Genomic DNA, 20,362 nt, shown 5'->3' on the forward strand with positions numbered 1-20,362 from the left:
GTGACTGAAACCAGATGTTTCAGCATTGGCACCCATGGGAATCCGCCGCATGCCCAGGTATCCGGATCGCCCAGGGTGTCCGCCCCGAACGCAGGCAAAAGCCTTACCTGTTGGGGCTGAGGACGCACCGCACACGCTTCGGTGCGGTTTTGAATGGATCAACCCGGATGGTTCGTCAACTATGGCCCAGGCAATTCGACTTCACCAAGTATCCCCTCTCAAGGCCTCCTGTCATCAGTGCAGCCTGAGCAACCTGTGTCTACCTCTGGCCATTGAAGAGAACGATCTTGATCGCCTTGAGGATATTGTCCAGCAGGGGAAAATCTATAACCGCGGCGAGCATATTTTCGATCAGAGTACCCCGGTTCGCTCCTGCTTTGCGGTCAAGAGCGGCTCCATCAAAACATCCATTATTACCGAAGGCGGTGAAGAACAGGTAACCGGTTTCTTCATGCCTGGTGAACTGGTGGGGCTGGACAGCATGAGCAGCGAGAACTATGCCTGCACTGCCAAAGCGCTGGAACGTACCAGCGTATGTGAATTCCCGGTCGACAGGCTTGAGGAACTCACGGGCAAGCTGCCGGAACTGCAGCACCACATGTATCACCTGATGAGCCAGGAAATTCAGAACAGCCATCAGCTGGCGATGCTGCTCAGCAAGAATACCGCCGAAGAGCGCATTGCGGCGCTTTTGCTCTCGCTTTCCAGCCGCTTCCGCCGTCGTCGTATGTCGGCTACCAATTTCAGCCTGCCCATGGCCAGGAACGACATTGCCAACTTCCTGGGCCTGGCAGTTGAAACCGTGAGCCGGGTTTTCACCCGCTTCCAGAATCAGGGCATCATCCGCGCTCGCGGGCGGGAAGTGGAACTGCTGGATGTGGAAGCGCTGCAGATGGTAACGCGGGATTTCGCCCGTCAGGGCCAGTAAGCACCAACCAGCCACACACCCTGAGCGGGTTCAGGAATTTGCCGGAACCCGCTCAGCGCTGTTCGATTCCTTCAACATCGCCACCTCTTCAGACAACCAGGTGCGCCACGGCATCTGTTTTATGCCGAAGGTATTGCGGATCTTGGTACAGACCATAGTGGTGTTTACCGGTTCGATGTGGCCCCAGTCGGGCACCTCGTCCACCACCTTGATTCCTTCAGGAATGCCAGGCATGCCGGCGATCGCCAACCCCAGTTCATACAGATTGATCTCTTCTGCCCCGGCATACTGGTAGGTACCCCAGACTTCAGCACCACAATCGATCTGGAGCGCCACTGCCACGATCACCCTCGCCAGATCCTTCACCGCCACCGGCTGCCCCTGACAGCGGCCGGGCAAAGACAGGCCACCTTGCGCCGTACTTCGCTGAACCTTGCCGATAAACCGGGCCAGGCTCCAGCCGGTGCGCAGAATAAGGTGCCGCGGGAGCTGCGTTCTAAGGGCCTGCTCACATTCCCATTGCCAGCGACCCAGCTCGTTAACAGGCTGCCCCGGATTCGACGCAATGTAGGCACCCTGTTTACGGCCATCAAACACATAACAGGAAGAAAGCTGCAGTAAAGCCATGTTGCGCTCACGGGCATGCTCGGCCAGCGCCAACGGCAAGGAAAACGCCGCTTCGTGAGTCGCCTCCCGGTTTTTCTCCGCCTTTTCCGGATCCGCGAGCCACAGCGCATTGATAATCAGCGCGGTGTCTTCAGGAATCCAGTTATCCAGGGCATGCAGGTCGACATTGGCAGGATCGCTGACCAGCAAAGGACTGATCCGCAGATGCGTTTCCCGCAGGCGCTCCAACAGCACCTTGCCAAGCGGGCCATAGTCGTGAACAACAAGTACATGCACGGGGAAACAACGCCTCCGGAATATCACTGATGTGACGGATGTCAGGAAACACTCGGGCCAATGGCTCGGAACACTACTTTACTGCAGTATCATGCAGCCTGAAACGTCAGCCTTACGGGGAGCCGGTGAACGCTCCCGGATCGACAAGCATACAACAACGGGAATCCCAATGCTGAAACAACAGAGCCATATAGTGGCCCCTATCCCCGATGAACTAAGAACCCGGGCTCTTTATACCGTCAGTGAGCTCAAAGGCCGCGGCAAAGCCGACAAGCAGGCCATCGACCAGCTGTATGAACTCATCGTTGAACTGACCGAATCCGGGCTGGATTTCTTTTTCCTTGAGCCACTACGCCGCCTGAATGCCGGCAGCATGATGATGGGAATGGCCAAAATGGGCATCAGTAGCATGCTCAAGGGCAGCAAAATGGTGATTCACAAAGTCCTCAAGAAACTGGACGACCGAAGCCTGGCGGCGATTCTCGATTTCATCGAAGAAATCATTCATGAACCCGAGGCACCCGCGACGTAACGCCGGTGAGCAACTCATAGCCAATGGTACCGGCGTAACCGGCCACCTCGTCGACACTCACGGTTTTGCCCCAGAGTTCCACCAGGTCGCCCTCGCGGGCTTCAGGGACAGCACTCAGGTCTACCGCCAGCATGTCCATGGAGACCCGCCCCAACAAACGGATTCGCTGGCCGCGCACAGCGGCTGGCGTTCCGGTACCCGCGTGACGCGGGTAGCCATCGGCATAACCAATGGCCACCATGCCCATTCGGGTATCCTGACTGGCCGTCCAGGAAGCGCCATACCCTATCGACTCCCCGGCACGGACCACGCGTGTGGTAATCAGAGGCGCCTGCAAGGTCATCGCGGGGCAAAGCCCCAGCTCCGCACCGGTTTTACCCTCCATGGGCGACGCCCCGTAGAGCATGATCCCCGGGCGGCTCCACTCGTACAGCGGCTGATTCGGGCGAAAGTGAGCCGCGGAATTACCCACGCTACGCATCAAATCCGGCCAGGGAGCTACCGCCCGCTCAAAAATCCGGGTCTGGAGCCCGGTCATCTCGCTGTCCGGATCATCGGCACAAGCAAAATGAGTGACAAAACCAATCGCAAGATGCTTCAGACCCGTTTCCTCAAGCCCGGCCATCACCTCCGGCAGCTCTTCGGGCCGGAAGCCCAGACGGTTCATACCAGTATTGACCTTGATCCAGAATCTGGGAGAACGCCCCGCACCGAGCCACGATAACTGTTGCTGACAGTGGAGCACGGGCTCAAAACCCGACTGCTCACATTCGGCCAGGTCATCCTTTTGATGGGTGCCCTGCAGCAGCACCACGCTGTGCCGATGGCCGGCACCGCGAATGGCTATGGCTTCCTCGATACAGGCCACCGCAAACCGGCTGGTCTCCGGAGCCAGAGCATCAGCAACCGAGCCAATGCCATGGCCATAGCCATCGGCTTTGACCACCGCCATGGCGTAGGCGGTTCCAGCCAGTTCCCGGGCCCGTCGAAAATTGTGTTTCAGGGCGTCAAGATCTATGCGGGCAACGGTGGGGCGTGGCATTAATAATCCCCACCGTAATCGCTGTAATCGCCGTGCGCCAGGTCTTCGAATTTGGTGTATTTACCGATGAACGCGAGACGGATGGTACCGATCGGGCCATTCCGCTGCTTACCAATAATGATCTCGGCAATGCCCTTATCCGGCGTATCCTCGTTGTAGACCTCATCCCGGTATACGAACATGATCACATCGGCATCCTGCTCGATCGCACCGGATTCCCGCAGGTCCGAGTTGACCGGGCGTTTGTTGGGGCGCTGCTCCAGACTCCGGTTCAACTGGGACAGCGCCACAACCGGGCAGCCCAGTTCTTTGGCAATACCCTTGAGTGAGCGTGAGATTTCAGAAATCTCCGCAGTCCGGCCTTCAGTGTTACCCGGCACCCGCATCAACTGCAGGTAGTCGACCATGATCAGGCCAATCTTGCCGCCGTTCTCCCGCGCCACCCGACGGGCCCTGGAGCGCATTTCTGTCGGGCTCAGCCCCGGAGTGTCATCGATATAAAGCGGCTTATCCTTCAACAGACTGACGGCAGAGGTAAGCCGGGGCCAGTCATCCTCTTCCAGCTTGCCGCCCCTCACTTTGGTCTGATCAATGCGACCAAGCGACGACAGCATACGCATGGCCAGCGCATCTGCGGGCATCTCCATACTGAACACCAGTATCGGGGTGCCGGTGCTGATCAGGGCGTTCTCAACAATGTTCATGGCAAAGGTGGTCTTACCCATAGAGGGCCGCCCCGCCACAATGATCAAGTCGGCCGGCTGCATACCGGAGGTCTGGTCGTCCAGGTCCCGGAAACCAGTGGTCAAACCGGTCGTCTGCTCGCCGGATTCAAACAGCTCTTCAATCCGGCTGAGTGTGGTCGCCAGAATGGGGTTGATGGCCTTGGGACCGGAACCTTCTTTAGTACGTGCCTCGGCGATCTGGAACACACTGCGTTCTGCTTCGTCCAGAATATCGTTACTTTTTCGCCCCTGCGGGTTGAAGGCTGAATCGGAGATCTTGCCGGACACCTCCACCAGCTGCCGCAGAATGGAGCGTTCGCGAACAATGTCAGCGTAGGCTCTGATATTGGCGGCGCCGGGTGTTTTCTCGGCGAGTTCCGCCAGATAAGACAGACCACCAGCATCCTCAATATCGCCGGCCCGTTCCAGAAACTCGGCCAGGGTAACCACATCCAGCGGCTCGCTCTCGCTGGCCAGGCGCTCCACGGCGCCGAAAATCAGACGATGGTCCTGCCGGTAAAAATCAGCCGCTGAAATAATTTCGGCGATCTCGTCAAACCGACGGTTGTCCAGCATCAGGCCGCCGAGCACCGCCTGTTCAGCCTCGACCGAATGCGGCGGGACCTTGATGCGACTGGTTTCCGGATCAATAGAAGCAGGTTTCAGAGTGGGATTGGCCATAGACACCGACATCAGGGAAATGAACAAACGAGATGACAAGAATACCAGAAAGCAACGGGCCCGAAACCGTCTCCGGCTCGGGCCCGTTTTTCAGCACAGAAACCTGCGGCTTCAGTGCTGGTTGAATCGACCTGTCACTGGGCTACCGATTACTCGGCAACAACCGCCAGCTTGATGGTCACTTCAACGTCTGTGTGCAGCTGCAATTCGATGTCGTACTCGCCAGTCACCCGGATCGGGCCTTCCGGCAGACGAACTTCGCTCTTCTCGACTTCAGTACCACCGGTAGACACTGCGTCGGCAATGTCACGAACACCGATAGAACCGAACAGCTTGCCTTCTTCACCGGCCTTGGAGGTGATGGTGAAGGAAGCGCCTTCCAGAGCTTCGGCACGGGCCTGGGCAGCAGCCAGCTTCTCAGCAGCAGCTTTTTCCAGCTCAGCGCGACGCTCTTCAAACGCCTTTACGTTTGCTTCCGTAGCAGGAACGGCCTTGCCGTACGGCAGCAGGAAATTACGACCGTAACCGGCCTTAACCTTTACCTTGTCACCCAGGGAGCCAAGGTTTGCGACTTTCTCGAGCAGAATAACTTCCATCTCGTTAACCTCTTCGTGCTTTATTCAGCCGGACCGGCGGGTATACGCCCCCGGATATCCAGCCAGCTATCCACAAAAGCCAGAACCACTAACAGCATCAACAGATTGGGACCCAGCAGAACCAGAGCAACGTAAAACATTGCCAGCCAGTTTCCGCTCCACTGCTTTCGAGCAAACACACCGTGCACCAGAGCCAACCCGGCCAGAACCAGCGGGGTGCCCGCAGCCCAGGCCAGCAGGATGGCATTCAGCCCAAGAATCGGGCCGACCACCATGGTGATGGCGCACACTACGGCTACCGCCGGCGATAACCTGAGGCCATGGAATTCCTTGCGGAATCCACCGGGGTTATACAACCCCGCCTGCCACGACCTTGCCAGCATCGTCATACCGATGGCGGTGGCAAAGTAGGTACCGGCCATGCTGGCGTTCATGGTGTCCCGGATAACCTGTTCCAGTTCACCACCCAGCGCACGGGCCATTTCAGTGTTGTACTGCTCGTAAACCTCGACACCAGCCTGAACCAGATCGTTCAGCAGCGCCGGATACATCACAGGCAACATCAGCCCGGTCAGTATCGCCAGAAAGGCACCGGACAACAGCGCTCTTTCCCAGGACAGCGTCGTCCGGATAATGGATGCCATCAGCATCACCTGCAGCAGCACCGCCAGCGCCGTGGGATCCTGGCCGTAAACGGCCCACCCGATCGCCGGAATCAAAGCCCAGAGGCCAATATTGAGCCCCTGGCGAATGCCCAGTCGAAGAACGACCAGGCCAGTTACCGCTGCGCCAATCCAGAACAGTAAGGGTACTGCGGTGGTAACCGCTGCAACCCCGCCAGCCTGCAGGGGACCGCGCATTACATACTGTGCCAGTGCACGCATGGTCCCGGGTCCTGTCCGTTAAAACTTAGTGGTCGTGACCGTCCGTATACGGCAGCAGTGCCAGGTAGCGGGCACGCTTGATAGCGGTAGCCAGCTGACGCTGATAACGTGCTTTGGTGCCGGTGATGCGGCTGGGCACGATTTTGCCGGTTTCAGTGATGTAGCCTTTCAGGGTGTCCAGATCCTTGTAATCGATCTCTTTAACACCTTCTGCCGTGAAGCGGCAGAACTTACGACGTCTGAAAAAACGAGCCATAACGTAACTCCTAACTCCGGTTAATTACTCTTCTTCGTCCTGGGATGCGCTCTGACGCTCTTCAGAGTCAGCTGAACGACGTGGACGATCGTCTCCGCCGGAACGACGGTCCTCACGGGACTCAGCGGCTTTCATCGGAGACAGGTCGGTAACGGCCTCGTCGCGACGCAGAATCAGGTCGCGGATGATGGCGTCGTTGAACCGGAAGTTGTGAGTCAGCTCGTCCATCGCGGCCTGTGAACATTCGATGTTCATCAGCACGTAGTGAGCCTTGTGGATCTTGTTGATCGGGTAAGCCAGGTGACGACGGCCCCAATCTTCCAGGCGATGTACCTTGCCGCCATCTTCAGTGATGACACTGGTATAACGCTCGATCATCGCGGGCACCTGCTCGCTCTGATCCGGATGTACCATGAAAACGATTTCGTAGTGACGCATGAGTTCTCCCTACGGTTTAAACAGCTTCCTTCTCCCGGTGGCCATACCAGTGGTTGTGGCCGGAGCATGAAAGCAAGGAGGTGACAGCAAGTGCTGCCGGTTTCTTTTTTGCTTTATCAATAAGGCTTTACAAGAAAGGCTTGATCAAAAGCGAAGCTCATTATTGCCATGTAACAGGCAATAAAAAACCACCCCTTGAAAAAGGGGTGACGTATTCTAGGCCCGCAGGCCTGTTTGTGCAAGGTTTAACCGAGGCGCTGGCGCAGTGCCTCGTACAGACAGACACCGGTCGCCACCGACACATTCAGACTGTCGACGTGGCCGAGCATCGGAATGTTGATCAACTGGTCACAATGCTCACGGGTCAGACGGCGCATGCCTTTACCTTCGGCGCCCATCACCAGAGCAACCGGCCCCTTGAAATCAGCCTGATACAAGGTGGCATCCGCCTCACCTGCCGTACCAATTAACCACACGCCCTGATCCTTCAACTCCCTTAGAAAACGGGCGAGATTGGTCACCCGGACAAACGGCACCGTTTCTGCCGCCCCACAGGCGACCTTTCGGGCAACCGGCGTCAACGAGGCAGATTTATCCTTGGGCACAATCACGGCCTGCACTCCCGCCGCATCGGCGGTGCGCATGCACGCACCCAGATTATGGGGATCCGTCACGCCATCCAGCACCAGCAGGAATGGCGGCTTGTCGCTGGCGGCCAACTGGGCAAGAAGATCATCCTCGGTCCACTCCCGGCTTTCCGCAACGGCAGCAACAACACCCTGGTGGACACCGGACACCCGCTCATCCAACTCTTTCCGGTGCACCACTTTCCAGGGCACCCCCAGACCGTCAAGGGCATCGGTAACCGACTTCACCCGCTTGTCCTGACGACCGGTCTGAATCCAGACCCTTTGCAACCGCTCCGGCTCTCTTTTCAGCACGGCATCTACGGCATGCCAGCCGAATACATATTCCTGAGACACTGACAATCAATTCCTGCGTAACGTGTTATTTGCGACTCTTGCGCTTACGGCCCGAGCCTGACGGTTTACCTTTGACCGATTTGGACCGGGCCTCCCGGGCAGCCTCTGCGGCCAGCTTTTCCTTGGCGCTGGCCGGCTTACCGGTTTTTCGCCCTTTACCGGAGCGATCACCCTTGCCTTTGCCCCGCGGCTCGCGCTTGGACACTTCCAGCGCATCGCGGTCTGCCTTCCGGCGCCTGGGGGTACTTACCAGCTCAAGATCGATTTTGCGGTCTTCCAGATCGACACGCACCACGCGGACTCGCACTTCGTCACCCAGACGGAAGCTGACGGCCGTGCGCTCACCAATCAGACGATGCTTGACGGCATCGTGATGGAAGTAGTCACCACTGAGCGTGGACACGTGTACCAGACCTTCGATGTAGATATCGGACAACTCAACAAAGAAGCCAAACGGCACCACCGCGCCGATAATGCCATCGTACTCCTCGCCCACGTGATCGCGCAGGAACTCGCACTTGAGCCAGGCCATGACATCCCGCGTGGCATCGTCGGCCCGGCGTTCGGTCATGGAGCAATGCTCACCCAACTGCTCCATACGGGCATAATCGTAGGGATACTCAGCCAATTCGGGATCGTGCACCTTCGGGGACACCAGATCTTTGGTCGCCTCGGGATTATGGATCCGGGACTTGATGGCCCGATGCACAATCAGGTCCGGGTAACGTCGAATTGGCGAGGTGAAGTGGGTATAACTGGCAAAGCCAAGACCAAAATGCCCGGCTTCTTCAGGACTGTACACTGCCTGGCTCAGAGAGCGCAGCATCACCATCTGGATGACATTGGCATCCGGGCGGTCGGCCACCTGACCCAGCAAGGCCTGGTAATCCGCCGATGATGGCTTGTCGCCGCCGCCCAGCTGCAATCCCAGCTCACCCAGGAACAAGCGGAGATTGCCCAAACGCTCTTCCGAAGGCCCGTCGTGCACCCGGTAAAGCGCCGGAATCTTGTGCTTCTTGAGGAAGCGGGCCGTCGCCACATTGGCGCACAGCATGCACTCTTCGACAATCTTGTGGGCATCGTTCCGGTGCACCGGAACAATTTCCTCAATCTTGCGCTGGGCATCGAAAACAATCTTGGTTTCCGTGGTCTCGAAATCAATGGCCCCACGCTCGGTGCGAGCCTTTCGCAACAACTTGTAGAGGCCATACAGGTTGTGCAGATGCGGCAGCAGATCCGCATAGTGGGCGCTGAGTTTGTAGCCCTGCTCCGTATCCGGATGCTCCAGCATGGCACTGACCTTGTTGTAGGTCAGCCGGGCATGGCTGCGCATTACGGCCTGATAGAAGGTATAGCCGCTGAGGTTGCCGGCGGCACTGATGGTCATGTCGGCCACCATGCACAGGCGGTCGACATCCGGGTTCAGGGAACACAGGCCATTGGAGAGTTTCTCCGGCAACATGGGCACCACATGGTCCGGGAAATACACCGAGTTACCGCGCTGAATGGCCTCTTCATCCAGTGGCGACCCCGGGCGGACATAATGAGACACATCAGCGATGGCCACCACCAACCGATAGCCGCCACGGGGGCGAGGCTCGCAGTAAATGGCATCATCGAAGTCGCGGGCGCTCTCGTCGTCGATAGTCACCAGGCGCATGTTGCGGATATCCACCCGGTTTGCCTTGTCTTTCTCTGCCACTTCCGCCGGAATCGAGGCTGCTTGCTCACCTACGGCGGGCGGCCAGCTATGGGGGATTTCGTAGGAACGAATGGCAACATCTATTTCCATTCCCGGCGCCATGTGCTCGCCCAGAATCTCAATGACCTGGCCGGTAGGCTGGGTTCGAATCGTCGGCTGACGAATAATCTCCACCACCACATACTGGCCGTGAACCGCCTTACCCGCCTGCTCATCCGGAACCAGTATCTCGTGATTGATCCGGGCGTTCTCCGGCACCACAAAAGCGATGCCGCTTTCTTTAAAGAACCGACCGACAATCTGGGAAGTACGATGCTCCAGCACTTCCACAATCTTGCCTTCCCGGCGCCCACGATCATCCACCTGATCCACCCGGGCGGCCACCCGGTCACCGTGGAACACCTGGCGCATCTGCCGGGCGGTCAGAAACAGATCGGAGCCACCATCATCGGGGATCAGAAACCCGAAACCATCACGATGTCCAACCACACGCCCGGTGACCAGATCCGCTTCTTCTATCGGCAGAAACGCATCACGGCGGTTACAGATCAACTGTCCATCACGGCACATCGCAATCAGACGACGGCGCAACGCTTCAATCCCTTCCGCGGACGTCTGCCCGAGTTCCTGACACAGGGTCTCGTGCGTGGCCGGCGCGCCCCGCTCTTTCAGATGCTGGAGAATGTACTCCCGGCTCTGGATGGGGTTGTCATATTTCTGGGCCTCACGCTGGGCATGAGGGTCACTTTGTTTGTTCTTCCTGGAAACCATTCGGATCCTTTCTGTCTCACCGCAAACCGTGCGGCATCATTCGTGTTTGATGCAGTATAACGTTGGGATGGGAATGCTGCCTAACAAGGGCGCCAATATAGGCACAAATACCCTGAAATCGTCAGACTCTGCCGCCGAAACTTTTTTGAAAAAAATGTTTGACAGCACCCGAACGAATCATTAAAGTACGCGCCATCGGTTGAGGGGCAACTCCTCACCACTGGCAGAAACGCTAGGTTTTCAATAAACTATACGCGAATCTGCAAATCACCTGCCGAGGTGGTGAAATTGGTAGACACGCTAGCTTCAGGTGCTAGTGGGGGCAACCCCGTGGAGGTTCAAGTCCTCTCCTCGGCACCATTTTCTTCCCCAGAAAATGGCCTAAGAAATCAAAAATCCCGAAAAAATCAGCAATATCCGATGTCCAACTCGCCGTATTTACGCCGAGCATTTTGTGCTGTCTGAAAGGACGACAGACAGAACATCCATCACCCTTTCCGCAAACCGCCTTACTCCGACAGCCTGTCCAACAGATAGTCCGAGAGGCTCTGGTACTCGTACTCCACTGTGGAATACGCCCGGCCCGGCCGGTCGAGAGGACCGTCACCGCAATCGGATGTCGCAACGAAATCGACCAGATACGCCGTCTTGAGCAGGTTCGGACGCTGCATATCCAGCTCTTCGCTGTTCAGTGCGTCGTAAAAGAGCTGCCACTGGAACGCCCCGTTCGCGGAATCCACTTCTGGCCGATTTGCGGTCGCCCGATCCAGGAACGGGAACCGGAGCAAGCGGGCAAAAGAGACGCCATTGCGCTCATCAAGATCGTATTCATAGGCGCCAGCCCCGAAAAGATCGGAAGCGGCAACGTCACTGGTAAATGAGAAGGGAAACAGACGGGTCGCATACTGGCCGTTGCGCTCGGTATCGTTAGGCGCAACACCCTGGGGCGCGCAGGAGGCTCCACCACCTGCAAACTGAACGGCTGCTTCCAGGCCACCGCCCGCGGTCAGCCGATACCCACTGACCAGATCCCGTGGCGACTGCTCGCCATCCAGAATGTCCGCTGGCGAATTGGCCACCTCTAACGTCAGCACGCGATCATCAGCCCTGCCGGGCACGGACTCCACCAGAGACCCGGCCTGCCCATCCCAAACCCAGCTGATGTCACCGATACCATCCAGCTCGGTTCCCCCTGGCGTTACCCCTAGCGTCTGCTCGTGACACGTAGTGACGGTATCAAGACTGGCCGTGCCATTCTCCCAGGCAAACTCCAGACGCTCGTGCACGCCCTCCTCGTCGTACCAGACGGCACTTTGGGGCGAAAGGGAGGAAGATGGCAGCCACTGGGTCTTCAGATTGGTCATATAGCCATCGGCCTGAAACAAACGGGCCATCTCTGGCAATGAAATACCCATGCAGCCCCGGCTGGATACAGCCAGCAGCCTGCCACCTTCACTGTATTCAAAAAACAGCTCAGCCGAGGCTCCGAGATCAGAGGTATTGGTAGGCAGTACGTCTGATCGGGTTGGCCGTGCCGAAATCCGCTGACTCACCAGAAGCCTGGGATTGCTTACTTCCACATCAACATCCGGCAGTACCAGCGTATCGGTATCCACATTGCCGTAGTTGCCACCGGACACAGCGGCATCGACAATGGCAATAACCTCATCAACGTTCTGCACCACCGAATAACCAAGCAGGTACACCCCGTCACGCGGTAACAGACTGGCTTCGCTGCCGTCACTACCATTCCCTGCCAGGTAATCGTTGTAGCCATCAGGAATCTGGCTGGCCATGAACCGCGCCAACGCCCGGGCATAGGCGTGAGCCCGGTCATCATTGGCAAGAATGTAATCCTTCCACAGGTTGATACCGTCCAGATCAGCGAACCGGTTATCCGGAATCGGATTTTCTGCATTCCACTGTCCGGCCAAGCTCCGGAAACGGGCCAGCGTAGTCAGGGGGGTAATATTGGTTACGCCGGGGCTGGCTGACATCAAAAACGCCCGGCTGACCGCCTCATCGCCGTAGCTACGCTCCTCCAGGGTCTGGCCGGGAATCGCGAGGGCATAAAGCGGATAATCCCTGGGGTCCAGGTTTGCGCCGATCGAGGGCGAAACATCCAGCGCGGAAACGTCCATGGAAAACCGCCCGCCGGGACCGCTCATCACGGTTGGCTCGCCGTCCTCGAGTATGTGGGTATTACCGCTGTCCAGCTCAATCTCCACCGGCCCTGCGGTGTACTGACCATTGTCGTCAAGATCCAGCCAGACCCGGGCATTGTTGAGGTAACCGTCGATTACCCGCCCCTGGTAGGGCGCTCGCTCACTGTAGGTAACACCATCGAACTCCCGGCCATCAACCGGCAGGTCATCGGATTCATCACCACAGCCGGCGATCGCAAGTGACAGCAGAGGAACGGTAACACTGATCAGACGTTTCATCGCGGCAACCATTTATCCTTGTTAGAGGTTGTGCCGCTACTTTAGGAGATGTGCCGCCGGGAGACCTTGACAGGCTTGGCAAATTGTAAAGTTTGGTAACGAGCAGGCCCCGGAATGTGCCGGGGCCTGCAAATCGGGACAATTCGTCAGAACGACCGCGCCACGATTTCTTTCATGATTTCGTTGGTGCCGGCGTAGATCCGCTGCACGCGCGAATCGGCCCACGCCCGGGCAATCGGATACTCCCACATGTAGCCGTAGCCACCGTGCAGCTGAACGCATTCGTCCATCACCTTGCATTGAAGGTCGGTAGTGTGCTGCTTGAGCATGGCCGCCGTCGGGATATCCAGTTTCTTGTCGAGGTGCAGCTCCAGGCAACGGTCAGTGAACACACGGGCGGCCGTGATTTCGGCCTTCAGTTCAGCCAGCTTGAAGCGGGTGTTCTGGAAAGCGATGACGGGTTTACCGAAGGCTTTGCGTTCTTTCACGTAATCCAGGGTCCACTGCCAGGCCGCCTCGGCGGCGGCTACGGCGGTCAGGGCCACCTGCAGACGCTCGGCCGGCAACTCCTGCATCAACTGGAAAAAGCCCTGCCCTTCCATGCTGCCCAGCAGGTTGTCTGCCGGTACTTTCACATCCTGGAAGAACAGCTCGGAGGTGTCCTGGGCTTTCATCCCCACCTTGTTCAGGTTCTGGCCTTTTTCAAAGCCCTCCCAGGCGGTTTCGACCAGCAACAAGCTGGTCCCCTTGGCACCTTCTTTGGGGTCGGTCTTGGCAACGACAATCACCAGATCCGCCAACTGGCCGTTGGTGATAAAGGTTTTCGAGCCATTCAGAATGTAGTGGTCACCCTGGCGAATCGCCGTGGTTTTTACGCCTTGCAGGTCGGAACCCGCGCCCGGTTCAGTCATGGCGATGGCAGTAATCATTTCACCTGAAGCCATTTTCGGCAGATACTTCTGTTTCTGCTCTTCTGAGCCGTAGTTCAGGATATAAGGCGCCACGATATCGGAGTGCAGCCCCCAGCCAATGCCAGACAATCCGGCCCGGGAGATCTCTTCCATAATCACTGCGGAGTAACGGAAATCGGCCCCCACACCGCCGTACTCTTCCGGCAGCATCGGGCACAGGAAGCCCAGCTCACCTGCTTTCTGCCAGAGCTCGCGGCTGACCTGACCATCTTTTTCCCATTGGTCATGATACGGAGCCGCTTCCTGCTCCAGAAACTTGCGAACGGAATCGCGGAAGCCTTCAAGATCGGCGTCGAAAAGAGTACGTGGAATCATTGCTGAACCTCGGTAAACGGGTTGGTTTATCATTGTGTTCAGCAAGTCTGTGGCGGGGCGGGGTTTCGCTCAATGGTGAAAACCATCAATCGCTTTGGCCAAAACCATCGCCCCGGAACGGATCAGTCGGCTTTCTTTTCGCCCCAGCGAGGTACCAGGGTTTGCGGAAGATCCAGATGGTCGAGAATCCGGGCCACCATAAAATCGACCAGATCATCCACCGACTGCGGGTTGTGATAGAACCCGGGGCTCGCCGGCATCATTACCGCACCCATACGGGTAAGCCTGAGCATGTTTTCCAGGTGCACCTCAGAATAGGGCGTCTCACGCAACACCAGAATCAGCTTGCGGCGCTCTTTCAGGGCCACGTCGCCGGCGCGCTCGATCAGATTGTTGCTGGCGCCGGTCGCCAGTGCCGAGAGCGTGCCGGTGCTGCAGGGGCAAATTACCAGCGGCGCCTTCTCGCCGGAACCGGAAGCCGGTGGAGAAAACCACTCCTCCCGGCCAAAGACCTGTACCTGACCGGGCTGCGCACCGGCGAAGTCCGACAAGGCCTCTGCCATGGCAGGCGTGGAACCCGGCAGCCGAAAATCGGTTTCAGTCGCGATCACCACCTGGGCCGCCTGACTGATCATCACGTTCACACGGCAACCGTTGGCTACCAGGCACTGCAACAGACGAAGCCCGTACTGGGCTCCCGACGCGCCGGTAAACGCCAGATTAACAACCGGTGATTGTTCAGCCACGACGCTTCTCCAGTTCCGCCACCAGTTTCCGATGAATGCCGCCAAAACCGCCATTACTCATGATCACGATATGACAGGTCTCTGGCAGTCCCTCCAGCGCCTTCTCAATCAGTTCCTCCACCGACGCCTCCACCCTGTGATGATCCAGCTCACCATGTTCCGCCTGCCAGCTCCCCACCAGTTCCGGCAACCAGTCCATATCACTGAGATTGCCCCAAAGCACCCGATCCGCCAGTGCGGCACTCGGAATCAGCGTCTGCTTGTGCACACCCTGCTTCATGGTATTGGAGCGGGGTTCGATAATGGCCAGGATGGGCTCATCTCCCACCCGATTGCGCAATCCCTCCAGGGTAGACGCAATCGCGGTTGGATGATGGGCAAAGTCGTCGTATACGCGCACACCGCCGATTTCGCCCACCAGCTCCATTCTGCGCTTCACTCCAGAGAACCGGCACAACGCCGCCACCGCATGGTCAGGCGTAACGCCCACATGACGGGCAGCGGCAATCGCCGACAGGGCATTACGCACATTGTGCAAACCGGTCAGCCCCCATTTCAGAGTCGCAACCGGCTGCTCATGGTGGATGACCATGAAGCGGCTGCCATCCTCAGCCAGAAGCTCAGCCCGCCAGTCCGCCGTGCGGCTGATCTCGCTGCCGATGGCCGTATCCTGCACCGGACTCCAGCTCCCCATCTCCAGAGCATTATCCAGGTGACTGTCCAGGGCAGGTCGAATGATCAGCCCCTGAGACGGTACGGTACGGACAAGGTTATGGAACTGACGCTCGATGGCTTCCACGTTTTCGAAAATGTCGGCGTGGTCGAATTCCAGGTTATTCAGAATCAGGGTATTCGGGCGGTAGTGGATAAACTTGGAGCGCTTGTCAAAGAACGCGCTGTCGTACTCATCCGCCTCGATCACAAAGAAATCACTGCTGCCCAGCCGGGCAGACACCGGAAAGTCCTGAGGCACACCGCCTATCAGGTAACCGGCATCAAAGCCGGCCTGGTCGAGAATCCACAGCAGCATGGCCGTTGTGGTGGTTTTGCCATGGGTACCGGCTACGGCCATCACCCACCGGTGGCGCAGGACCTCCCGGGCGAGCCATTCGGGGCCAGACATATAATCAATGCGCCGGTTGAGCACTGCTTCCACTTCAGGGTTACCCCGGGACATGGCATTCCCGATCAGCACCAGATCCGGATTCGGCTCCAGGTTCTCGGGCCGGTAACCTTCTGTCAACGAAATGCCCTGGGCCTCCAGCTGAGTACTCATGGGAGGGTAAACGCCCTGGTCCGAACCGGTCACCTTATGCCCCAGCTCCCGGGCGATCACCGCCAGACTGCCCATGAACGTGCCGCAAATGCCCAGAATATGTATATGCATTAAGGTTGTGCCTCCGGTTTGAAACCTGCCAAGCCTCTACCATACTTTCTGCGCGGTCAAGAGCCGGCATATGCTCATGAAAAACCGCGGTGTTTGGCGTATCATCTGCGCCATCGTTGAACCAGCAGGAGGCTTCAGCCCGAGATGGCTATCAAGAACGCATTTTATGCCCAGTCTGGCGGGGTCACCGCCGTTATCAATGCCAGTGCTTGCGGTGTTATCCAGACCGCACGCAAACATCCGGACCAGATCGGCAAGGTCTATGCCGGCCGCAACGGCATCATCGGTGCTTTGAAAGAAGAGCTGATTGATACCAGTCTGGAATCTGACGACGCCATCCAGGCCCTCATCCACACGCCAGGCGGGGCTTTTGGTTCCTGCCGCTACAAGCTCAAGAACATTTCCGAGAACCAGCGCGAATACGAGCGCCTGATTGAAGTGTTCCGGGCCCACGACATCGGTTACTTCTTCTACAACGGCGGCGGTGATTCCCAGGATACCGCCTATAAGGTCTCCCAACTGGCCGATCGTATGGGTTACCCGATCACCTGCATTGGCGTGCCCAAAACGGTCGACAACGACCTTCCCTTCACCGACTGCTGTCCCGGCTTTGGTTCCGTGGCCAAGTACATTGCCACATCCACCCTCGAAGCCAGCCTGGATATCAAATCCATGTGTGAAACCTCCACCAAGGTCTTCATTCTGGAAGTGATGGGTCGCCACGCCGGCTGGATTGCTGCCGCTGGCGGACTGGCCGGACAGAGCGAAGGCGAGCCGCCTCACGTCATCCTGTTCCCGGAGATTCCCTTCAACCGGGAGAAATTCCTGGAGCGAGTGGATCAGTGCGTGAGGGATTACGGTTACTGCGTGGTGGTGGCGTCTGAAGGTGCCCAATACGAAGACGGCCGCTTCGTTGCCGATGCCGGCGCCAAGGATGCCTTCGGCCACACCCAGCTTGGCGGTGTTGCCCCGGCCCTGGCCAATATGGTGAAACAGGCGCTGGGCCACAAATACCACTGGGCAGTGGCAGACTATCTGCAGCGTGCAGCCAGGCACATTGCCTCGGCCACTGATGTGGAGCAGGCCTACGCGGTTGGCAAGGCTGCGGTGGAAATGGCCCTGGCAGGCAAACAGGCTCTGATGCCCACCATCGTGCGGGATCAGGCCAAGCCTTATCGCTGGTCAATCGGCGAGGCCAACCTCAGCGAGGTAGCCAACCAGGAAAAGAAAATGCCGATCCACTACATCACAGACAACGGCTTTGGCATCACTCAGGATTGCCGGGACTACCTGCAGCCGCTGATCGCCGGCGAAAGCTTCCCGCCGTTTGACGACGGTCTGCCCAGGGTTGCCAAGCTGAAGAACCAACTGGTGGAGAAGAAACTGAGGACCGAGTTCGAAATCTGATCCACCCCAGCAGTTCCACAAAAAGAGCCCGGCCAAGTTGCCGGGCTTTTTATTACGCCACAAGCGCTGAGGTTTAACTGGCCGTTTGCGCCTCGTGGCGGCGCACATACGCCGAGAAATCGTCGAAGCCACCCACATACTCGGAACCCACCAGAATCTGAGGCACCGTGTAGACCGGATGGCCGATACGGTCGGCAATGTCCTGTTTGCTCATACCTTTTTCGATCATGTCCACCCACACGTAGGGGATGTTTCTGGATTCACACAGGTCCCTTGCCCGAACGCAAAAACCACAACTTGAACGGCCATAAATCGTGACCTGCTCCATACATACCTCCTGACTCAAAGGGTTGCGAGTGGCTGGCACTCAGCGCATTTATAATGTCGCAATAATGGCATGGCGAGCACCAATTGAAAATTGATCCTCGCCATGATCGTGATAGTAGCTGACGATACCGATATCGCTCGTCGAAGGGCCAGCCTCAGGTTTTCAGGCGGCCCAGTTCGCGATCCAGCACCTGAACCTGGCCATCGAGCGCATCGCCACTCTGGCGGACCCGCTGCGCCAACTCCCGCAGATCGTTGGCTGCGTCGCCGATGTGGGTCAGGTTCCGGTTTATTTCCTCGCTCACCGAACTCTGCTCCTCAGCGGCGGTGGCCACCTGGGTGACATGCTCAACAATCGTGGCGATACGCTCAACCACTGTGGCCAGCGAGTGACTGGCTTCCCGGGTACCCTCTACCGCGCTGGTGGCTCGCTCCACCCCGGTTCCAATGACCGTTACCGCACCGTCCACGTCGCCTTTCAGGCGCTCAATCATGCCACTGATCTCATCCGTGGATTCGCGGGTTCGGGACGCCAGCGTGCGCACTTCATCGGCTACCACCGCAAAGCCACGCCCCTGCTCTCCGGCCCGTGCAGCCTCGATAGCGGCATTCAGTGCCAGCAGATTGGTCTGCTCGGCAATGCCTCGGATCACTTCCAGAATCCGGTTGATTTCCTCACTGCGCTGGGCCACATGACCAATGGCCGAGCTGGCCTGATCCATATCGCCGGCCAGTGCATCCACGCCCCGCAACGCCGTACCCAGAGTATCCTGGGTAAATTTAATGCCATCCCGCGCCGCCCGGGCATTATCCGCTGCCTCGCCAGCAAAGCCGGCCACTTCTCCGGCCGCCGCCGACATTTCATTCATGGCGGTTACCACACTGTCGATATCCTGGTGCTGGCGGGCGGTCTGTTCATCGGTATCCCGTGCAATGGCGCCCACATCCGAGGCCTGCCCCCGCACCTGGGCATTCACATCTTTGAGGTCGTTGATCATTTCCCTCAGGCGGGCCAGGAAGGCATTAAAGCCGCCAGCAAGGTCAATCAACTCGGCATGGGTATCAATATCCAGCTCACGGGTAAGATCGCCCTCGGCACTGGCCAGATTGCGCATGCGCTTACGGATTTCGTCCAGCGGCCGGGTAACCGAACGTACCAGCAACACCAATACGGCAATCGCAAGCACGACCACCACAATGCCCACCATGGTTTGGCGGGTGGCCGTGCTGGTTACTTCGTCTGACAGCAACGCCGTTATTTCATTCACACTGGCCAGGGCCGTATCGCGGGGCAATTCAATCAACAGCGACCATTCAGCACCCGGTAACGCGACCTTGACGGGATACGACACGGCGAGAATCTCACCGTTGTCGAAGCTGCCACCGTTGCGGTGCAACGCCGTAAACTCGCGAGCCAGATCCGGCAGTGCTTCCCGCAGTGGCCGGCCCAGATGCTCCTGATAATGACTGGAAGCAGCAATCAGGCCTTTCTCGCTCAATAATGTGACCCGTGACTGGCCGTCAAAGAGTTCCTCGCTGACACCGGCAATGGTCGACTGCAGCGTCGACAGGTTGATGTCGGAACCGACCACCCCGGCAAACTCGCCGTCACTGATCACCGGCACCACCAGGCTGGTCATCAGCTCGGAGTAGCCCTCTTCAATCTCATACTCATAGGGCTCCATCAGGCAGGGCTTTAGAGAATCGCGGGAACACAGATACCATTCGGCTTCACGGATCCCGAACTCATTGCGGTTGTCCAGGTATTTGGTGGCAGGGTCTTCGGTTCTGCTGAACACCACATTGCCGGCCGGGTCCCGATAGTAGTAGATCTCAAGGGTACCCTCATCACTGCTGTGTTCTTCCACGCCGCCGGTAAAGTAAATGTCCTGGCCGTCGTAACCATCCGGCTCAAACTGGGCGTAAATCGAACTCAGATGCTTCTGTTCCTCGAGCACAGCCCCAATGTTTTCCTGAAGGTCGCGCCGGCTGATCCTTCCGGAGCTGTCCGCTTCGATATTTCGGGTAATCAGGCTGCGAACCACTTCAGGCGTCTGGTAGGCGGTTTCGAATACCCCGGTCACCAGCTCACCGTATTTCCCTGCGGTCGCACTAAGCTGATCCATTACAATACGTTGCACCGTGCCCCGGGTTTCCCGGGTCAGCCGCTCCTCCATGGAACCGAGGGAGAGCTGGGCGGTGATAACAATACTCACACCCATGGTCAGCAGCAGTGCAATCACCAGGGCGTAGAGTTTTACGCGCAGAGAGAGTTGTTTCATGTACATCGAAACCTTTTTCTGTGAGGCTTAACCAACATCCTA

At 57.9% G+C, this 20,362-nt stretch carries 18 protein-coding genes and 1 tRNA gene; 4 read left to right on the forward strand and 15 right to left on the reverse strand.

Translation table 11 applies throughout. The annotated features are described in order from the left end of the window. Positions 1–181: 181 nt before the first annotated feature. Positions 182–928 (forward strand): fumarate/nitrate reduction transcriptional regulator Fnr, encoded by a 747-nt coding sequence (gene fnr / locus Q674_RS30865; protein ID WP_011785841.1) that lies wholly within the window; start codon positions 182–184, stop codon positions 926–928. Positions 929–958: 30 nt separating this feature from the next. Here fnr and Q674_RS30870 read toward each other — a convergent pair whose 3' ends face one another. Beyond that, a complete protein-coding gene (locus Q674_RS30870) occupies positions 959–1,831 on the reverse strand; it encodes an SDR family oxidoreductase (RefSeq protein ID WP_023008879.1) in 873 nt (290 codons plus the stop codon). A gap of 169 nt (positions 1,832–2,000) precedes the next feature. Between Q674_RS30870 and Q674_RS30875 the strand changes: the two genes are divergently transcribed. Further along, entirely contained in the window at positions 2,001–2,363 is a 363-nt protein-coding gene (locus tag Q674_RS30875; RefSeq protein ID WP_022991953.1) for a hypothetical protein, read from the forward strand. On the opposite strand, the gene alr is transcribed toward Q674_RS30875, so the two are convergent. The 8 genes from alr to rnr all read right to left on the reverse strand — a co-directional run bounded on the left by alr (position 2,332) and on the right by rnr (position 10,441). After that, a complete protein-coding gene (alr, locus tag Q674_RS30880) occupies positions 2,332–3,405 on the reverse strand; it encodes an alanine racemase (RefSeq protein WP_023008880.1) in 1,074 nt (357 codons plus the stop codon). The two genes, Q674_RS30875 and alr, sit on opposite strands and share 32 nt — an antisense overlap. After that, positions 3,405–4,811, reverse strand: a complete 1,407-nt coding sequence (gene dnaB / locus Q674_RS30885; RefSeq protein WP_014420683.1) for a replicative DNA helicase — start codon at positions 4,809–4,811, stop codon at positions 3,405–3,407. Before dnaB ends, alr begins: the two co-directional genes overlap by 1 nt. A 149-nt stretch (positions 4,812–4,960) precedes the next feature. Beyond that, a complete protein-coding gene (rplI, locus tag Q674_RS30890) occupies positions 4,961–5,407 on the reverse strand; it encodes a 50S ribosomal protein L9 (protein ID WP_011785846.1) in 447 nt (148 codons plus the stop codon). A gap of 20 nt (positions 5,408–5,427) precedes the next feature. Then, complete coding sequence (locus Q674_RS30895) at positions 5,428–6,291, reverse strand: hypothetical protein (RefSeq protein WP_014420682.1); 864 nt, start codon at positions 6,289–6,291, stop codon at positions 5,428–5,430. Positions 6,292–6,316: 25 nt separating this feature from the next. Further along, a complete protein-coding gene (gene rpsR, locus Q674_RS30900) occupies positions 6,317–6,547 on the reverse strand; it encodes a 30S ribosomal protein S18 (RefSeq protein WP_011785848.1) in 231 nt (76 codons plus the stop codon). Between the two features lie 24 nt (positions 6,548–6,571). Next, the gene (gene rpsF / locus Q674_RS30905; RefSeq protein WP_011785849.1) at positions 6,572–6,985 is read right to left on the reverse strand and encodes a 30S ribosomal protein S6; all 414 of its coding nucleotides are present in this window, start codon (positions 6,983–6,985) and stop codon (positions 6,572–6,574) included. A 245-nt stretch (positions 6,986–7,230) separates the two neighbouring features. Then, complete coding sequence (gene rlmB / locus Q674_RS30910; RefSeq protein ID WP_011785850.1) at positions 7,231–7,968, reverse strand: 23S rRNA (guanosine(2251)-2'-O)-methyltransferase RlmB; 738 nt, start codon at positions 7,966–7,968, stop codon at positions 7,231–7,233. 25 nt (positions 7,969–7,993) lie between these two features. Next, positions 7,994–10,441: a ribonuclease R gene (rnr, locus tag Q674_RS30915; RefSeq protein ID WP_023008882.1), complete on the reverse strand. Its 2,448-nt coding sequence runs from the start codon at positions 10,439–10,441 to the stop codon at positions 7,994–7,996. Positions 10,442–10,714: 273 nt separating this feature from the next. Between rnr and Q674_RS30920 the strand changes: the two genes are divergently transcribed. Then, positions 10,715–10,801 (forward strand) — tRNA-Leu (locus Q674_RS30920). A gap of 149 nt (positions 10,802–10,950) precedes the next feature. On the opposite strand, the gene Q674_RS30925 is transcribed toward Q674_RS30920, so the two are convergent. The 4 genes from Q674_RS30925 to mpl all read right to left on the reverse strand — a co-directional run bounded on the left by Q674_RS30925 (position 10,951) and on the right by mpl (position 16,304). Then, entirely contained in the window at positions 10,951–12,885 is a 1,935-nt protein-coding gene (locus Q674_RS30925; RefSeq protein ID WP_031210128.1) for a hypothetical protein, read from the reverse strand. A gap of 146 nt (positions 12,886–13,031) precedes the next feature. Then, positions 13,032–14,171, reverse strand: coding sequence for an acyl-CoA dehydrogenase family protein (locus Q674_RS30930; protein WP_011785859.1), 1,140 nt, complete (start codon positions 14,169–14,171; stop codon positions 13,032–13,034). A 122-nt stretch (positions 14,172–14,293) separates the two neighbouring features. Then, positions 14,294–14,917: a flavin prenyltransferase UbiX gene (locus tag Q674_RS30935; RefSeq protein ID WP_023008884.1), complete on the reverse strand. Its 624-nt coding sequence runs from the start codon at positions 14,915–14,917 to the stop codon at positions 14,294–14,296. Continuing rightward, entirely contained in the window at positions 14,910–16,304 is a 1,395-nt protein-coding gene (gene mpl, locus Q674_RS30940; protein WP_023008885.1) for a UDP-N-acetylmuramate:L-alanyl-gamma-D-glutamyl-meso-diaminopimelate ligase, read from the reverse strand. Before mpl ends, Q674_RS30935 begins: the two co-directional genes overlap by 8 nt. A 144-nt stretch (positions 16,305–16,448) precedes the next feature. On the opposite strand from mpl, the gene Q674_RS30945 reads away from it, so the two are divergent. Continuing rightward, on the forward strand, positions 16,449–17,711 hold the full coding sequence (locus tag Q674_RS30945) for a 6-phosphofructokinase (protein WP_023008886.1): 1,263 nt from the start codon (positions 16,449–16,451) through the stop codon (positions 17,709–17,711). A 73-nt stretch (positions 17,712–17,784) separates the two neighbouring features. Here the strand turns inward: Q674_RS30945 and Q674_RS30950 are convergent, their stop codons facing one another. Both Q674_RS30950 and Q674_RS30955 read right to left on the reverse strand, forming a co-directional pair. Next, positions 17,785–18,039, reverse strand: coding sequence for a GrxA family glutaredoxin (locus Q674_RS30950; protein ID WP_011785863.1), 255 nt, complete (start codon positions 18,037–18,039; stop codon positions 17,785–17,787). A 154-nt stretch (positions 18,040–18,193) separates the two neighbouring features. Beyond that, complete coding sequence (locus Q674_RS30955) at positions 18,194–20,320, reverse strand: methyl-accepting chemotaxis protein (protein ID WP_031210130.1); 2,127 nt, start codon at positions 20,318–20,320, stop codon at positions 18,194–18,196. Positions 20,321–20,362: the final 42 nt, after the last annotated feature.

The organism is Marinobacter sp. EVN1 (assembly GCF_000475375.1).
GTDB classification, from domain to species: domain Bacteria; phylum Pseudomonadota; class Gammaproteobacteria; order Pseudomonadales; family Oleiphilaceae; genus Marinobacter; species Marinobacter nauticus.

What these genes read in the sequence shown, in the direction of transcription:
- fnr (WP_011785841.1), top strand. Translation starts at nt 182, where the DNA reads ATGGCCCAGGCAATTCGACTTCACCAAGTATCCCCTCTCAAGGCCTCC.
- Q674_RS30875 (WP_022991953.1), top strand. Translation starts at nt 2,001, where the DNA reads ATGCTGAAACAACAGAGCCATATAGTGGCCCCTATCCCCGATGAACTA.
- alr (WP_023008880.1), bottom strand. Translation starts at nt 3,405, where the DNA reads ATGCCACGCCCCACCGTTGCCCGCATAGATCTTGACGCCCTGAAACAC.
- dnaB (WP_014420683.1), bottom strand. Translation starts at nt 4,811, where the DNA reads ATGGCCAATCCCACTCTGAAACCTGCTTCTATTGATCCGGAAACCAGT.
- rplI (WP_011785846.1), bottom strand. Translation starts at nt 5,407, where the DNA reads ATGGAAGTTATTCTGCTCGAGAAAGTCGCAAACCTTGGCTCCCTGGGT.
- Q674_RS30895 (WP_014420682.1), bottom strand. Translation starts at nt 6,291, where the DNA reads ATGCGTGCACTGGCACAGTATGTAATGCGCGGTCCCCTGCAGGCTGGC.
- rpsR (WP_011785848.1), bottom strand. Translation starts at nt 6,547, where the DNA reads ATGGCTCGTTTTTTCAGACGTCGTAAGTTCTGCCGCTTCACGGCAGAA.
- rpsF (WP_011785849.1), bottom strand. Translation starts at nt 6,985, where the DNA reads ATGCGTCACTACGAAATCGTTTTCATGGTACATCCGGATCAGAGCGAG.
- rnr (WP_023008882.1), bottom strand. Translation starts at nt 10,441, where the DNA reads ATGGTTTCCAGGAAGAACAAACAAAGTGACCCTCATGCCCAGCGTGAG.
- Q674_RS30925 (WP_031210128.1), bottom strand. Translation starts at nt 12,885, where the DNA reads ATGAAACGTCTGATCAGTGTTACCGTTCCTCTGCTGTCACTTGCGATC.
- Q674_RS30930 (WP_011785859.1), bottom strand. Translation starts at nt 14,171, where the DNA reads ATGATTCCACGTACTCTTTTCGACGCCGATCTTGAAGGCTTCCGCGAT.
- mpl (WP_023008885.1), bottom strand. Translation starts at nt 16,304, where the DNA reads ATGCATATACATATTCTGGGCATTTGCGGCACGTTCATGGGCAGTCTG.
- Q674_RS30945 (WP_023008886.1), top strand. Translation starts at nt 16,449, where the DNA reads ATGGCTATCAAGAACGCATTTTATGCCCAGTCTGGCGGGGTCACCGCC.
- Q674_RS30950 (WP_011785863.1), bottom strand. Translation starts at nt 18,039, where the DNA reads ATGGAGCAGGTCACGATTTATGGCCGTTCAAGTTGTGGTTTTTGCGTT.
- Q674_RS30955 (WP_031210130.1), bottom strand. Translation starts at nt 20,320, where the DNA reads ATGAAACAACTCTCTCTGCGCGTAAAACTCTACGCCCTGGTGATTGCA.